A 15,865-nucleotide genomic window follows, 5' to 3' on the forward strand; every position below is an offset into this window, starting at 1 on the left:
AATTCAGTAACATCAATATTTAAAATATGGGCAATTTGTTAAATGCGGTCTAGGTTTAATTTGGTTTTGCCTGATTCTATTTTTGAATAGGCTTGTGGGGGGGTGAGTTCAAGACGTTCTGCCATTTGTTCTTGGGAGATTTTTTGTTGGGTGCGAATGGCTCGGATTTTGTCTTGGGTTTTCATAGGTAACTTTTGGTTGAGTTTTTCAACAAATGGTTGGTGTTTTGGGGTAAATTTGGCTATCATTGTAAAGGCATGACTGCCAATATGCAACCATTTTTTAACCATTTAAGGAAAAAATCATGAGTTTTGAGACTAATTTTAACGATGTTGTAAGTAACATTGAGAAAGATACGAGTATCAGCGAAGCAGATAAAACCAAATTTTTGCAAAATATCAACCGCCTAAAAAATACCAAGCTCAATCTAATGATTGTGGGTGGTACGGGCGTGGGCAAATCGTCCACCATTAATGCCCTGTTTGGTATGGAAAAAGCCAAAATTGGCACAAGCTCCAATCCTGAAACGATGAGTATTACCAGCTACGAGCTTGGTAATGTAATTTTGTGGGATTCCCTTGGTTTGGGTGACGGTAAAGAGGCGGACGAACGCCACGCCAAAGCCATTATCAGTAAACTTACTGAAAAAGACAGCAAAGGCGAATTGTTGATTGATATGGTGCTGGTGATTTTGGACGGTGGCAGTCGTGATTTGGGCACTTCGTATGAGCTGATTAATAGTGTGATTATCCCTAATCTAGGCAATGATAAAAGCCGTTTGCTTGTTGCTATTAATAAAGCCGATAATGCGATGAGTGGGCGATACTCGGATTTTGAAAAGAGCGAACCACAACCCAAACTCATTGATTTTTTGGACGAAAAGGTAAACTCCACCAAATCACGCATCAAAGAAGCGACAGGGGTAGATATTGATGTGATTTATTATTCGGCAGGATATACCGATGATGACACACAAGAACAGCCTTATAACTTATCTAAACTATTAGCATTTATTTTAAGACATACCAAATCCACCAAGCGTGTGGTTATTGCCACTCAGCTTAACCAAGATGCTAAAATGTGGGAAAAGAGTGATAGTCTTAAAGATTATCAAAAAGAAGTGGATGATTCTATTTGGAACTCTTTAAAAGAAGTTGTGTCAGAAGGCGTGGACTTTGCAAAAGAAATACTGTTCAACCGTATTGACGATTTAAAAGATGTGGTAGATGTTACCATTAAGACAGGTGGTTTAATCATTAAAGGGGCTAAGAAAATTGGTAAGTGGTTAGGCTTATGATGAATAATCAGCAAGGAGTGAGTCATACTCGCACCATACAGCTACAATCTGCACTTAACCAAAAAAGATTGCTCACCCCCTTAGATGTTGTCCTAGTGGGGGCAACAGAGGTGGGCAAAAGCTCTACACTTAACGCCTTGTTTGGTTCGGATGTGGCAGAGGTTGGCAAAGGTTCTCAGCCACAGACGCAGATTGTGGCTGATTATCGTGTGGGTCAGAGTTTTCGACTGTATGATACAGCAGGTTTTGGCGATGGTAAAGAAGCGGACGAACGCCATGCTAAAAATTTGGTTTTTTTATTGAGAGATACCTGTACATCAAAACAAAAATCGTATTTTTTGATGGATTTAGTCTTGGTGATTTTAGATGGCAGTAGCCGTGATTTGGGTACTTCATATAAACTTCTAACCGATGTAATTTTACCAAATATTGAGCCTAGTCGTGTATTGGTTGCAATTAACAAGGCTGATATGGCAATGAGTGGACGGTATTGGGATTTTGAGAAAAATCAGCCACAGCCCAGATTGATTGAGTTTTTGAATGAAAAAGTACATTCCACCAAAGAGCGTATCAAAGAAGCAACAGGATTAACCATTCCTACGCCTATTTATTATAGTGCCGAGCGTAATTATAACATTGATGAAATTTTTGGATTTATCATCAACAACTTACCAACTCACAGGCGTTATCTTAACTAACAACAAAAGCGTGAATTTTAAAATTCACGCTTTTGTTTATCAACATAACTCTTTTAGACTTTTGACAAAATATAATTATCACATAAAATATAGCATACGCCATGTTTTATGTAAATCATCGCTCGCCCAGACCCTCGGACAATGTCTTGGTAATCGGTTTGGTTAGATAGGATAATACCGTCCGCTCCATTGCCTTGATGTCTACACTGGCGGTCATACCCGGCTTGATGACAATCTCATCTTCACGAGCCGCCACCTGAGCCCCCGCAATACGAATCTGCACCCGATAATATGGCTTATCGCCTTGCGGGGTTTTCTCCATGAGCGTGTCTGGGCTGATGTAGATGACCTCGCCATTCATCGCCCCAAAAATAGAATAATCATAAGCATCCAGTTTGACACTGGCGGTCTGACCTTCTTTGACATAGGCGATGTCCACAGGCTGAACCTTTGCCTCCACAATCAAATCACTACTGGTCGGAAGCAGTTGCATGATCGTATCACCCGGTCGCACCACCCCGCCAATGGTCGTAACAGCGATGTTATTCACCTTGCCGTCCACAGGAGCAAATAGCCGTTTTTCTTCTAACACCTGCGTGCGGTCTCTGAGCTGTTCACTCTCAGATTCTAGCTCTTCTTGGGCTTTGGTCAGCTCGGTTTGGGCATCTTCAAAGTATTTATTGCGTTTGTTGGTAATCTGTGCCTCGATGTCTGCCACTTGACGGCGAAGTCTGATCACGTCCGCCTGACTGACGTCGCCATGAACCAATAGCGGTTCGTTCATGGCAAGCTCTCGCTTGGCAAGGTCAAGCATTTTTTGTAATGACGCCACATCTTGGGTGATGGCTTGGCGGCGACGGTTGTATAGCTCGGTTTGGTTTTGGACGTACTCGGTGTACTTTTGCACTTCTTCTGGGAAATTTAGTGGGCGGTCAAAAATCTCCGCCTCCAAACGTGCCACCCTCGCACGCAGGGCTGCCACTTTGGTTGCCGAGTTATCCAATGCCGCCTTAGCACGCTCTTCTTCTAATATCGCCAATAGGTCGCCTTTTTTGACATCATCGCCCTCTTTGACCAGCAGTTCTGACAAAATGCCATTGTCCGCCGCCTGAATCTCTTGGGTGCGGTCAGATGCGATGACAGTCGCCTGAGCTCTGGTCACTTGGTCGATTTTAGCAAATGATGCCCATGTAATAAGCACAATGATGGTCACCAGTGCCACCCAAATAATCACACTGGGCTTACTGCGTGATTTGGCTTTTTGATAGTTTTTTTGACTCACAGTATCTCCCTTTATGGTTGCTTGGGTGTATTAGGGTTGATGCCGATATTTTGTGTGGCACTAGTCTGCTCTACTTTTTTCATGGCATCTTTGGCATTTTGCTCATTTTGGATAAGTCGTGATAGCACCGCCTGCTTAGGTCCATCCATGACCACTTTACCATCTGCCATGATGATGATGCGATTCACCAATGCCAAGAGTCCCATTTTATGAGTTGAAACAATAAGTGTCTTGGTGGGGTCTTGGAGTTCTTGGGCAAGCACTTGCAAGCATTGATTCTCTTGCATGTTATCCATGGATGCCGTTGGTTCATCAAGTAGCCACACCGATGGTTTGGTCAGCACTAAGCGGGTGAAAGCAACCAGTTGTTTTTGCCCGCCTGACAGACCCTTACCACCTTCGCTAATGGGCAAATCTAGACCGCTAGAATGCCCCGACACCAAGCGGATAAGCCCCGTGCGATGTAGCTCTTGCCTGATGACATCATCAGGCGGAGCAGGCATGCCAATCAGCAAGTTTTCACGGAGCGTGCCTTGGAACAGACGATGGTCTTGTTGTAGATAGCCCACCTGCTCACTCATGGACTCACGACTGATGTGACTGATGTCTAGTCCATCTAACAGCACATGACCGCCTGTGGGCATATACAGACCTGATAGGATTTTTAGCAAAGTGGATTTGCCAGAGCCGATAGAGCCCAATATCGCCACCCGCTCACCTGCCTTAATGTCCAAATGCTCAATATTTAGGGCATTTCGCTCATTGCCTGCATAGCTAAAAGCCATGTTATGGCACTGATACCAGCCATGAATGCGAGATGGGGCAAGTGGGTGAGCGACGTCGTTATTGTCTTGCTCTAGCTCAAAGAGTCGCTCAATGTTAGCTTTGGCGGCTTTGGCGTGCGAATATTGCACCAATAGGTTCGGTGCATTCATAATGGGAGCCAAAATACGTCCGCCCAAAATAGTACAAGCAATCAAGCCACCGATGGTCATGGCTTGCGACATCACTACAAATGCCCCCGTGATGACAATCCCCACATAACTGATTTGTTGGAGCATTTGTACGCTATAATTTAGATTGTCATTGGCATGACGCATTTTTAGGTCGTTATCAATGGTATCACCTGTTACATCTAGCCATTTGGACAAAAACTTCCAGTTGCCCGAACCTGCCTTGATGGTCTCCATGCCCTCGACCGTCTCCACCAAAATCCCCGTTTTTAGATAGGATGCGGTGGCATTTTCAGCAGAGATTTTGTCAATCTTTTTACGGCTAGATAAACCCAACATGATGCCAATTACTGCAGCGACAAGTGGAATGACGGCAACAATGGGCGAGCCGATGACCGCAATCAAAATGATGAACAAAATACTCATCGGGATATCGACAAGCGTAAAGAGCGTACTTGCCGTAAAGAATGAACGCACCTGCTCATAACCACGAAGTTGCGCCGCCAGAGAACCTACCGAACCTGGCATTTTATCCACACGCACCGCAAGCAGTCGTTCAAAGATACTGCGAGAGAGCCTCTCATCAACACCAATGACCATCTTATCCATGACTTTTGAGCGAGCAAATTTCATCGCTGCCTCAAATAAAATCATGATTGCCACACCTGACGCTAGAATGATGAGCGTGTATTTGCTGTTTGTCGGGATAACGCGGTCATAGACCTGCATGGAAAATAATGAGACAGCAAGGGCAAGCAGGTTAATGATGAGAGATGCCACAACCGCCTCCACCACCACACGCTTGTGTCCTTTAAGGTTCTCCATAAGCAGGTCATGAAAGCTGACCTTTTTTTCACTAACCAACCTGTCAGACACCCTGATTTTTGCCACAAAATCCAAGTCTGAACTCTGACAAGTAACCCGCCCATCTACACCCTCAAACAGCCAGTTAAGCCCGTATTTTTGTACAATTCGCCCATAGCCAAGCGATTTATGATGGACAAATAACGGCATGTAAGCAGCATCAGGCTCATCCATGATGTCAGGCTCATCAACCACACCCAACGTCTCAAGCAACACAGAAAGTTTCTCTTTGTGCGACTTAAATTCTAACACACGTGACAAAGCGGTATCCAGACGATTTTTATCCACGGTCACGCCCACGTCTTTTAAAAGTTCAAACACCGCAATGCCCAAGGCATTATTACTGGCGTATTGTTTTGGCAGTTGTTGGTTGTCTGGGTGGTCAGTGGTTTGGTTTAACGACATCAGTTATCCTTGGCTTGTCACACTTTGGCATGACAATATTTGATAAATATAATTTGTAAATATGGGTAAAAAACTTAATTACGACACCATTTGGCTTAAAATAGACTTGCACCTGCCGGTGTTGAAACATGCCATCATCATTTTGTCAGACGATAAGTTTACTACAACCATTTTTGATAGGCTCAGATTGAGTTATTGATTTGCTTATTTAAAGTCATCAGTGGTCAAAGGCGGTATTGTACTCATCCACAGACTGAACTTGCTCGCCCATTTGCACACCTTCACCATCAATGATATGCTCCATCTGGGCATCTGATGAATGAATCTCATCAATCTCGTTATCCATCTCATCTGCTAAGCGAGGTGGCTCTATCCATAAATCCTGCTGATTAACAAAACTGCCATCAGCCATTGGAGTGCTTAGCTTTGGTGTTGGCTGAGCATTGGTCTTACGCCACGCCAAAAATGTGCGATAAGGTCGAAACTCACTGACAGGTGCATGGATACTACCGTACTCCGACTGCCAATCCATCGCCCCAAAATCTACTTGTAGCTTATAAAAGCTTGCCACCATCTGACTTTGCACTTCCAAGAGTTGCTGTTCGTATTGGGTGTGTTCACGCACCGCATTTAGCACTTCAAGCCATGATTTTCGCCCTGCGATGAACTGACGACCATAGGAGTCCACCACCAATTTTGCCCCATCGATGGCAAGTTTGATGGACTGCTCCCTGTCTCGTGCTGAAGTAAATTCTTGATACTGAGTCTGCAAACCCTCCATAACCGTTCGTCGTGTCGCTTCTTGGGTTTGGGTTAGGCTCATGGCACGAGCATTGGCAGCACGGGTTAAGGCAAGTGATGAAAAACCCGCCCCCGGGTCATAGGACATACCCACCGAAAAATCGCCATCATCTTCGTTATTCTCATGCTCAAAAGTGTGTTGGTATTGGGCATAGATATTAGGATAACGCCCTGCTGCCTGAGCTTTGGCTTCTTGTTTGGCGGCTTCTACTTGAAAATGCTGGCGTACCACGCTAGGGTGATGACTGCCTGAATTGCCAAACACCTGCGTCTCAAAATTTACCGACTGTGCTTTGGCATAGTCTGTTAGGGACTTCATGGTGATGTTGTATTTTTTTTCGCCCAACTCTTCACCGATAAGCTGTGAGAGTCTGGCGGCAGCAACTCGCTCTTGTTCTATGGCATTTTGTAGCGAGTTTTGATCTTGATAGATGCGATTTTTTACCAAATCAAGCTCAATCTTTGCCGACACGCCTTGAGCCACCCGACGCTCCATCATCTCTTCAAACTCTTTTAGGCGTGCCAAACTGTCAGCATACAGCTCCTGCAAGGCAACAGCGTAGATGTAGCCCCGCCAGATGTCGATGGTGTTTTTGGCGACGGTGTTTTGCTGTTCAAATACATAAGCATTAGCGGCTTTATTGTCATAAATGCTTTGGTTAATTTGTGCTGTCAGTCGCCCCCCTGTCCACAGTGGCTGACGAATGGTAACGGTGCTAACCAGACCGTCATTTTTGTCATGTCCTGTGCTAATCGTGGGGGTTGGTAGCATGCCTAATTTGGCAGCACGCACACCCTCAACTGCCGCCATTTCATCGGCTTTGGCAGCATTCACCAAGGGGTGTGTTTGGGTGGCACGGATGAGTAATGCATCCAAATCCAAAGGATTAATGTCGGCAGACACCAACACAGGTAGCAGTCCCAATCCTAAGAGCAAGCATTTTTTTAAATTATGGTGAATCATCAAGAAGTCCAATTACTTATCACTAATAATAAGCAAAGATTATGCCAATATTGGGGGCGTATTGAATATGAATAATATTAAACTCCCTGCAAAACCAGTTTTCCGTTCACCCTAAGCTTATCAAAGAGTAGTGGAAAACAGGTAGATTTTCCAATCTCACCATGAACGGTTTTTAATTTGGAGTTTTGTAGGAAATTTATTAGGGCGTGTTGAACATTGATAACATTCTTATAGATATGGTAAAAGTTGACAATTTCAATCCATTTTTGCATGAAAAATGGCTAAATCTTGTTTTTTATTACAAATGTTAAAGTTCAACACACCTTTGTACATGATAACAAATTTTACAAATGATTGCTGAAAAATTTGGATAAAGTGCAGGATTTACCTCATCGATTCAAGTTTATTACCTTGTCAAATACAAACAAAAAACCCACCCCAAACTGACCTTTAGCATGGCGTGGGTTTATATCCGCCAATCAGTTGGCTGTTTTTTCTGCTTTTGGCTCTGCTTCGGCAGTTGCTGTGTTGTCGGCAGCTTTATCTTCGGCTGTTGTGTCATGTGGTGCACCGCTTGTTGCCACGTCACTGGCAACAGGTTTATCCTCTACCACTTTGTCTTGGACAGGTGTTTGGGCATCGCCATTTGAATCCGCTACTTGGGCAGCTGCTTCTTGCTCTGAGGCGGGGCTGGCAGGAGTATCTGCGGTCGCATCCGGTGCGGTCGCTTCTGCCACAGCTTCTGCTTTTTGGGCATCAGTCGGGTTTGCCTCTTTTTGAGCAAGTTCATCCAAGGCTCTGCCCGCAGGTGTGGCTGAGACGATTGCAGGCTCATGATTGCCTGCTGGGCGTAACCATGCAAAAACGGCAATACCGCCGATAATCACCAAAAGTAGAACCACGCCAATCAAAGCATGAATGATTTCTTTGGTTGGGTTGTTTTCAGAAGCATCATGTGCGTGTGCCATAAATCACCTGTCGTGTTGATGGGTTTGATTTAACCATTTATTTGGCATTTGATTTTATTTAACATTTTAAAAATCACTCATCAAATGCGTGAGTTTTGTTTTTAAACGAAATAAACTTTGCCCTATTATATACCAATTTTTACCATTTTGTACAATCCCCCATTAAAATTATGGGTAATTTTTACATTTTTATGCCATCAATCTCGCACACCCTCACCCTGATAATACAGCTCATGACTGGCATCATAGCGACTTTGGCGTTTGACGATAAAGCTAAGCCCGACCAAAATGAACGCCAACAGCAGTATCGGGTAACTGCCCCATCGCATAAAAGGCGTCACCCCCGTCATCATTGGCACCTCCCCACGCAGGACGGTCGGCACAAAGGGGGTCGCTTGGCTGACGATACGTCCCTTATCATCGATAAAAGCCGTCACCCCCGTGTTGGTCGCTCGTGCGAACCACCGCCCTGTCTCCATGCTTCGCATTTGCACCATTTGTAGGTGCTGCAAAGGGCCTGCACTTGTGCCAAACCATGCATCATTTGAGACGGTCAAGAGAAATTGGGTGTCTTTGGCATTTTTGCGAGTGGTGTCAGGGTATGCCACTTCATAGCACACCGCCGACCCCATGGGCTGATTTTTGACCAGTAGTGGCTTTTGGTTGTCATCGCCACGGCTAAAACTGGCCACATCTTGCATGCCTGCCAAATCAGGTAAAATATTCAACATCCCCTCAAAAGGAATGTACTCGCCAAAAGGGACAAGATTTTGTTTTTTATACAGACCACCACTGTCCTCGCCCAGTGCCAACACACTGTTATACAAATGCGGATATTCTCGTGTGGCAGGGTCAAAGTTTTCCACATCCTTATAGGGAATGCCCATGACCCACGTCGCCCCCTGCATGCGCGCGTGCGTATGCACCTCGTTGATAAACTCCCACGCCTCATCTTGGAACATGGGAATGGACGCCTCAGGCCACACCACGACATCTTGCCCCCACTCGCTCGCTGACAGCTCGGCATAGATTCTTAGGGTCTCGTAGCGGTACTCGGTCAGCCATTTTAAATCTTGGGGAATATTGCCCTGTATCAAGGACATGGATAGTTTCTCGCCCGTAGGGGTGGTCCATTTGGGGCTGATGACCCACATCATCATGGCAAACAGCACCAAAAAAGCACTAATGAGCAAAAAGCCCAGTTTTTGGCGAAAGACTTCCACCACACTCGCCCCGAACAGCACCGCCACAAAGCTAATGGCAAGCACCCCGAACATCGGTGCCAGTGAACTTATCCATGCCACATCAGTAAAGGCATAACCCACAAACAGCCACGGAAAACCAGTCAGTAACCATGTCTTTGCCCATTCTTGTACCACCCACAACGACGCAAATGCCAACGGCTGACGACCCACAAAACGCACAAATGCCCACGCCATGACCGCATGAAACAGCCCCATGATAAACGCCATCAAAGCTATCATGATAAGGGCAAGCCATGTCGGGATGTTGCCGTACTCATGAATGGATGTGTAGAGCCAAAACGCACCCACCGCCCACAGCCCAAACCCATACGCCTGCCCTATCCAAAACGCACGCCCTGCCCTATCTTCACCCACTAGGCAAGCGTATAGCACCATGGGCGAGAGTACGGCTATCGTCCATAGCTTATAGGGAGCAAGCGACAGTGAGAACATCGCCCCTGCCCCCAGACATAGCAGGATAGGAATGATGAGCGGTAGGTGTTTTTTGGTGGCGATTTTTTGGCGAGTGGCACGCTTGGCGATGCCGACGGTTGGTGTGGTGACAGGGTTTGATTGGTAAGTCATGATAAACAGTTGGAGCAAATAACCGCTTATTTTAGCAAATTTTTGGGGCAAATGCTTATCTTTTCATTTGCAATCCAATCTGAGTATACTGTCAAAATTACTCCAATAAACAAAAATACCCTTTCCCAAACCCCCAATTTTACGGTAAAATTAGGGGTTTTTATTTTTATAGTTAATTCAAAGCATTTAAAGGTACTCTCATGACCCTACCCACCACCTACACCCCGTCCGACATTGAACAAAAATGGTACACCACTTGGGAAGACAAGGGCTATTTTCGCCCCACCCTTGATAAGCCAAAATCCTTCTCTATCGCAATTCCTCCGCCAAACGTAACAGGCTCGCTCCATATGGGACATGGCTTTAACAACACCATTATGGACGCTCTGACTCGCTTTCATCGCATGAAAGGCTACAACACCCTATGGCAACCAGGTACCGACCACGCTGGTATCGCCACGCAAATGGTGGTGGAGCGTCAGCTAGGCTTAGACGGCATTAGCCGTCATGACTTGGGGCGTGAGAAGTTCATTGAAAAAGTGTGGGAATGGAAAGGGCAGTCAGGTGGCAACATCACTCGTCAAATCCGCCGTCTAGGCTCGTCCGTGGACTGGTCTCGTGAACGCTTTACCATGGACGATGATTTGTCCAAAGTGGTCAAAGAAGTCTTTGTCCGCCTGTATGATGAAGGGTTGATTTATCGTAAAAAACGCCTTGTCAATTGGGACTGTAAATTAAAAACCGCCATTAGTGATTTGGAAGTGGAAAATCGTGATGAAAAAGGCTTTATGTATCACGTTCGCTATCCTTTTGCCGCTGGGCAAACGGACGCCAATGGAGCAAGCCTTGACGGCAAGTATATGCACATTGCCACCACTCGCCCAGAGACCATTTTGGCAGACGGCTGTTTGGCGGTACACCCTGATGATAAGCGATATACGCACATTTTGGGCAAAATGGTTCACGTGCCTTTAACCGACCGTGTCATTCCTGTGCTGGCTGACCCTTATCCTGACCCTGAATTTGGTACAGGGTGCGTAAAAATTACCCCTGCCCACGATTTTAATGACTATGAAGTGGGCGAACGCCAAAACATTGAGATTATTAACCTAATGAACCTTGACGGCACGATGAACGAAAATTGTCCGCCTGCTTATCAAGGGCTTGACCGCTTTGACGCTCGTAAAAACATCATTGCCGACCTAGAAACGCACGGCTTTTTAGAAAAAGTAGAACCCCACGAATTAAAACGCCCCTATGGCGACCGCTCTGGTACAGTCATTGAACCATTACTTACCGACCAATGGTATGTCAAAATTGATGAGCTTGCTAAACCTGCGATAGATGCGGTGCAAAATGGCGATATTAAATTTGTCCCAGAACAATATACCAATATGTACATGGCGTGGATGCGTGATATTCAAGACTGGTGTATCAGCCGTCAGCTGTGGTGGGGACACCGCATTCCTGCGTGGTATGATGATAATGGCGGTGTCTATGTGGGGCGTGATGAAGATGAAGTGCGTGCCAAATATAACTTGGGCGATACCTCCCTTCGTCAAGATGAAGACGTGCTAGATACTTGGTTTAGCTCCGCTTTGTGGACGTTTAGTACGCTGGACTGGACAGGGACGGACGCCGACTTTGACAATGCCATTTTACAAAATTTTCACCCCACAAGCGTCCTAGTTACAGGCTTTGACATCATTTTCTTTTGGGTTGCCCGAATGATTATGATGACGCTTCATTTTGTCAAGGATAAGGACGGCAAGCCACAAGTGCCATTTCATACCGTCTATGTACACGGCTTGGTGCGTGATAGCGAAGGGCAAAAGATGAGTAAATCCAAGGGCAACGTGCTTGACCCCTTGGATTTGATTGATAGTATTGACCTTGAAAGTCTGGTCGCCAAACGCACGACAGGGCTGATGAACCCCAAAGATGCCGCTAAAATCGAAAAAGCCACTCGCAAAGAGTTCCCCGAAGGCATTCTTGCCTATGGCACAGATGCGGTGCGTTTTACCTTTGCAAGTCTAGCGAGTACAGGGCGAGACATCAATTTTGACCTAAAACGTGTGGAAGGCTATCGCAACTTCTGCAACAAAATTTGGAACGCCACTCGCTTTGTCTTGATGAACGTAGAAGGCAAGCCAATCAGCGACACGCTCCGCCCCGAGCTGTGGGAATTATCCGAAAAATGGATAATAAGCCGACTACAAAAATGCGAACAAGCGGTAAACTTGGCGTTTGAGACCTATCGTTTTGACTTGGCAAGCCAATCTATTTATGACTTTATTTGGAATGAATACTGCGACTGGTATGTGGAGCTTGTCAAGCCTATCCTAAACGATGAGAGCGTATCTGATGAGCGTAAAGCCGAGATTCGCCGTGTGCTGTTGTCAGTGCTGGAAGTCGCTTTGCGTCTCACACACCCCATTATGCCGTTTATCACCGAAGAGATTTGGCAAACGCTTGCTCCCATGCTTGGGCAGGCAGGCGAGAGTATCATGCTCGCTCCGTTCCCTGTGGCGGACGATGAACGCATTGACGAGCAAGCCGAAAATGATATGGCATGGCTACAAAGCCTTATCGGTGCGGTGCGAAACATTCGTGGCGAGATGAAACTGGGCAATGCCGTACGTCTGCCTGTGCTACTACAAGGCGTAACGGACGAAGAGAGAGCAAGTCTTGCCCGCATTGAAAGCCAGTTTAAAGCCCTTGCTAAGGTTGAGATGCTAACCATTGTCAGCGATGATGACGAGATTCCATTGTCATCGCAAGCCTTGATTGGTTCGCTAAAAGTGCTGGTGCCGATGAAAGGCTTAATTGACCCAACCGCCGAGCTTAACCGCCTAAATAAAGTGCGTGAAAAACTCCAAGCCCAAGCGGATGCAATCAGCAAGAAGCTATCCAATGAAGGCTTTATCGCCAAAGCCCCGGCCCAAGTGGTAGAGGCAGAAAAGGCGAAACTTGCCGAGTTAGAAGGGCAAATTAGGGAGATTGAGAAGCAGGTGGGGCAGTTGATAGTTTGTAATCCCAACAACGGCAAATAGATTATTTTTATAATCTATTTGCTTAATGCACCACTTAATGATGAAAAAAGTAAATGAAACCTTTTATAAAATGGGCGGGCGGTAAGAATTCTTTGCTTGATGAAATTCAAAAACGCTTGCCTGATTTTGTTCACTCACAAGATTTTTGTTTGGTAGAGCCTTTTGTTGGTGGTGGGGCGGTGTCCTTATGGGCATTGTCCGATTTGCCACATCTAAAACAGCTTGTCATCAATGATTGCAATGCCGATTTAATCAATGTTTATCAAGTTATTAAAAACAACCCCGATGATTTGATAGGATATATTGAAAATTTGCAAAGTCATTATGATAAATTAACTGATTTAGAAAGTAAAAAACCTTATTTTTATCACAAACGAGATGTTTTTAATCAAAGAACCAGTAATGATATTGAGCAGGCAGGGTTATTTATCTTTTTAAACAAATCTGCTTTTAATGGCTTATATCGTGTTAATAAAAATAATCAATTCAACGTTCCCATTGGTAGTTATAAAAAACCAACTTTTGTAGATAAAGAAAATATTTTAAATATTTCAAAAAAACTACAAAACACCAAAATACTATCAGGTGATTTTGAATTGGTTTTGGCTCATTTGCCAAATAATTTTCCCTGCCTATTTTACCTTGATCCGCCTTATCGTCCGATTAGTGATACCGCAAGTTTTACTTCTTATTCTGATAATGGCTTTGATGATAATGAACAAAAACGCTTGGCAAATTTTTGTAAAAAAATAGATAAGTTGGGTCATTATTTTTTATTAAGCAATTCCGATCCAAAAAATACCAATTCATCTGATGAATTTTTTGATGAATTATATCAAGATTTTAAAATTGAGAGAATACAAGCTAACCGCACCATTAGTGCCAATAGTAATGGTCGCAAAAAGGTAAATGAAATTATAGTCAGTAACGGAGTTTAACATGAAATTAGCATTTGATGATTTTTTAAATAGTATGTCAGAAACCAATACTACTTTGGATTATTTTACTGATTTTGATAAAGTAAAAAAGAATGTCGCTCAAATTGAGATTCACTTAAACCAGCTTAATTATTTATTGGGAAAAGATGATTTAAAACAAGCAGTTTATGATTTATACGCCGAATGCCCAAATGCGTTTTCTATCTTAGAAATACTGATTGCAGTTAGAAAAAAGGAACAAAAGAAAAGCCTAGATGAAAAAGGTCAAGTGGTAACATTAAATAGCTACTTTCAATCAGCAGATAAAATTATAGATTTTCTTAACAATACAGGGCTTGCTGATGTATTTAGAGATAAAAACATCAAAAATTTAGTTGATTATGTGTTTGGCATTGAAGTGGGTTTGGATACTAATGCCCGAAAAAATCGTGGTGGAGACAATATGTCAAAAGCTGTTCAATTATTATTTGACAATGCAGATATTTATTATAAAAAAGAAGTCAGAAACACCATTTTTACAGACATTGAAAGCTTGGGAGCTGATGTCAAACAATTTGATTTTGTCATCAAAACCAAAAGAAAAACCTATGTAATTGAAACCAATTATTATAATAGTGGTGGCTCAAAATTAAATGAAGTTGCCAGAGCTTATACTGATGTTGCCCCAAAAATCAATCAATATTCGCAGTATGAATTTGTTTGGATTACCGATGGTCAAGGCTGGAAAACTGCCAAGAATAAACTACAAGAAGCCTATACTCATATACCTTCTGTTTATAATTTATATACTTTGCATGGTTTTATTGAACAGCTAAATAGCGAAGGTGTTATAAAGGATTGGTAAAATGAGAATAAAACCTTATTTTGAATCAGATGATAAAAACTTTAATATCTACCAGGGGAATTGCATTGATTTTATGTCGCATTTTCAGGATAATTCCATAGATATGATATTTGCCGATCCGCCCTATTTTTTATCCAATGATGGATTAACTTTTAAAAATAGCATTATTCAATCGGTTAATAAAGGCGAATGGGATAAAAATGACAATGAAGCTAGTATTTATAATTTTAATCATGAATGGATAGCACAAGCCAGACAATTATTAAAAGATAACGGAACCATTTGGATAAGTGGTACGCACCATAATATTTTTACCGTTGGTCAAGTATTAAAAGAAAATAATTTTAAAATATTAAATATAATAACTTGGGAAAAACCTAATCCACCGCCTAATTTTTCTTGCCGTTATTTTACCTATTCAAGTGAATGGATAATTTGGGCAAGAAAACATTCTAAGATACCACATTATTTTAACTATGATTTGATGAAAAAATTAAATGGCGACAAACAACAAAAAGACATATGGCGATTGCCTGCGGTGGGCAGTTGGGAAAAGACACAGGGTAAACACCCTACTCAAAAACCACTTGGGCTTTTATCTCGCATTATCTTATCATCAACCCAAAAAGATGATTTGATTTTAGATCCATTTTCAGGCTCTGGCACAACAGGTATTGCTGGTGTATTGTTGGATAGAAATTATATCGGTATTGAGCAAGAATTAGAGTTTTTAGAGTTATCAAAAAGGCGTTATCACGAAATCACACCTGTATTAAAAAATGAATTTAAACAAAAAATTCGTAAGCAGATTAGTGCTATTTAATTGCAATTAAGTCCTTAACCACCCTAAACACCACACTACGCCCCTGTACAATGACATCAATATCAGGGGCGTAGCCAAAAATCCATTTGCCAACTCCATAAATTTTTGTTAAAATTTGATTTATTATTTTTGGCTCTGGTCTAAAA

Annotated in this window: 11 protein-coding genes and 2 pseudogenes; 6 read left to right on the forward strand and 7 right to left on the reverse strand. The window is 43.4% G+C overall.

Going from position 1 to position 15,865, the window contains the following annotated elements; translation table 11 throughout:
- Positions 1-38: 38 nt before the first annotated feature.
- A complete protein-coding gene (locus B0182_RS14395) occupies positions 39-185 on the reverse strand; it encodes a helix-turn-helix domain-containing protein (protein WP_158079691.1) in 147 nt (48 codons plus the stop codon).
- A 119-nt stretch (positions 186-304) separates the two neighbouring features.
- Between B0182_RS14395 and B0182_RS10275 the strand changes: the two genes are divergently transcribed.
- Complete coding sequence (locus B0182_RS10275; protein ID WP_078274852.1) at positions 305-1,297, forward strand: GTPase family protein; 993 nt, start codon at positions 305-307, stop codon at positions 1,295-1,297.
- Positions 1,297-1,995, forward strand: coding sequence for a GTPase family protein (locus B0182_RS10280; RefSeq protein ID WP_078274853.1), 699 nt, complete (start codon positions 1,297-1,299; stop codon positions 1,993-1,995). Before B0182_RS10275 ends, B0182_RS10280 begins: the two co-directional genes overlap by 1 nt.
- A 115-nt stretch (positions 1,996-2,110) precedes the next feature.
- Here the strand turns inward: B0182_RS10280 and B0182_RS10285 are convergent, their stop codons facing one another.
- From B0182_RS10285 to lnt, 6 genes and pseudogenes are all read right to left on the reverse strand, one after another.
- Complete coding sequence (locus B0182_RS10285) at positions 2,111-3,277, reverse strand: HlyD family type I secretion periplasmic adaptor subunit (protein ID WP_078274854.1); 1,167 nt, start codon at positions 3,275-3,277, stop codon at positions 2,111-2,113.
- 11 nt (positions 3,278-3,288) lie between these two features.
- A pseudogene (locus tag B0182_RS15360) lies at positions 3,289-4,005 on the reverse strand (ATP-binding cassette domain-containing protein); the annotation flags it as partial.
- A gap of 297 nt (positions 4,006-4,302) precedes the next feature.
- Positions 4,303-5,499: pseudogene (locus B0182_RS15365) on the reverse strand (ABC transporter transmembrane domain-containing protein); the annotation flags it as partial.
- A gap of 217 nt (positions 5,500-5,716) precedes the next feature.
- Positions 5,717-7,264 carry a TolC family protein gene (locus B0182_RS10295; protein WP_078274856.1) on the reverse strand — a complete coding sequence of 516 codons (1,548 nt, stop codon included), beginning with the start codon at positions 7,262-7,264 and terminating at the stop codon, positions 5,717-5,719.
- A 479-nt stretch (positions 7,265-7,743) separates the two neighbouring features.
- Positions 7,744-8,232, reverse strand: coding sequence for a flagellar basal body-associated FliL family protein (locus B0182_RS14030; RefSeq protein ID WP_112742679.1), 489 nt, complete (start codon positions 8,230-8,232; stop codon positions 7,744-7,746).
- A 197-nt stretch (positions 8,233-8,429) separates the two neighbouring features.
- Positions 8,430-10,061 (reverse strand): apolipoprotein N-acyltransferase, encoded by a 1,632-nt coding sequence (gene lnt / locus B0182_RS10310; RefSeq protein ID WP_078274864.1) that lies wholly within the window; start codon positions 10,059-10,061, stop codon positions 8,430-8,432.
- A gap of 200 nt (positions 10,062-10,261) precedes the next feature.
- On the opposite strand from lnt, the gene B0182_RS10315 reads away from it, so the two are divergent.
- From B0182_RS10315 to B0182_RS10330, 4 genes are read left to right on the forward strand one after another with little or no spacing between them, the layout of a single operon-like run.
- Positions 10,262-13,114 carry a valine--tRNA ligase gene (locus B0182_RS10315; RefSeq protein ID WP_078274858.1) on the forward strand — a complete coding sequence of 951 codons (2,853 nt, stop codon included), beginning with the start codon at positions 10,262-10,264 and terminating at the stop codon, positions 13,112-13,114.
- 53 nt (positions 13,115-13,167) lie between these two features.
- Positions 13,168-14,052, forward strand: coding sequence for a DNA adenine methylase (locus B0182_RS10320; protein ID WP_078274859.1), 885 nt, complete (start codon positions 13,168-13,170; stop codon positions 14,050-14,052).
- Between the two features lies 1 nt (position 14,053).
- Positions 14,054-14,896, forward strand: a complete 843-nt coding sequence (locus B0182_RS10325; protein ID WP_078274860.1) for a type II restriction endonuclease — start codon at positions 14,054-14,056, stop codon at positions 14,894-14,896.
- A gap of 1 nt (position 14,897) precedes the next feature.
- Complete coding sequence (locus B0182_RS10330) at positions 14,898-15,719, forward strand: DNA-methyltransferase (RefSeq protein WP_078274861.1); 822 nt, start codon at positions 14,898-14,900, stop codon at positions 15,717-15,719.
- Positions 15,720-15,865: the final 146 nt, after the last annotated feature.

It is taken from the genome of Moraxella bovis (assembly GCF_002014975.1).
GTDB lineage: Bacteria > Pseudomonadota > Gammaproteobacteria > Pseudomonadales > Moraxellaceae > Moraxella > Moraxella bovis.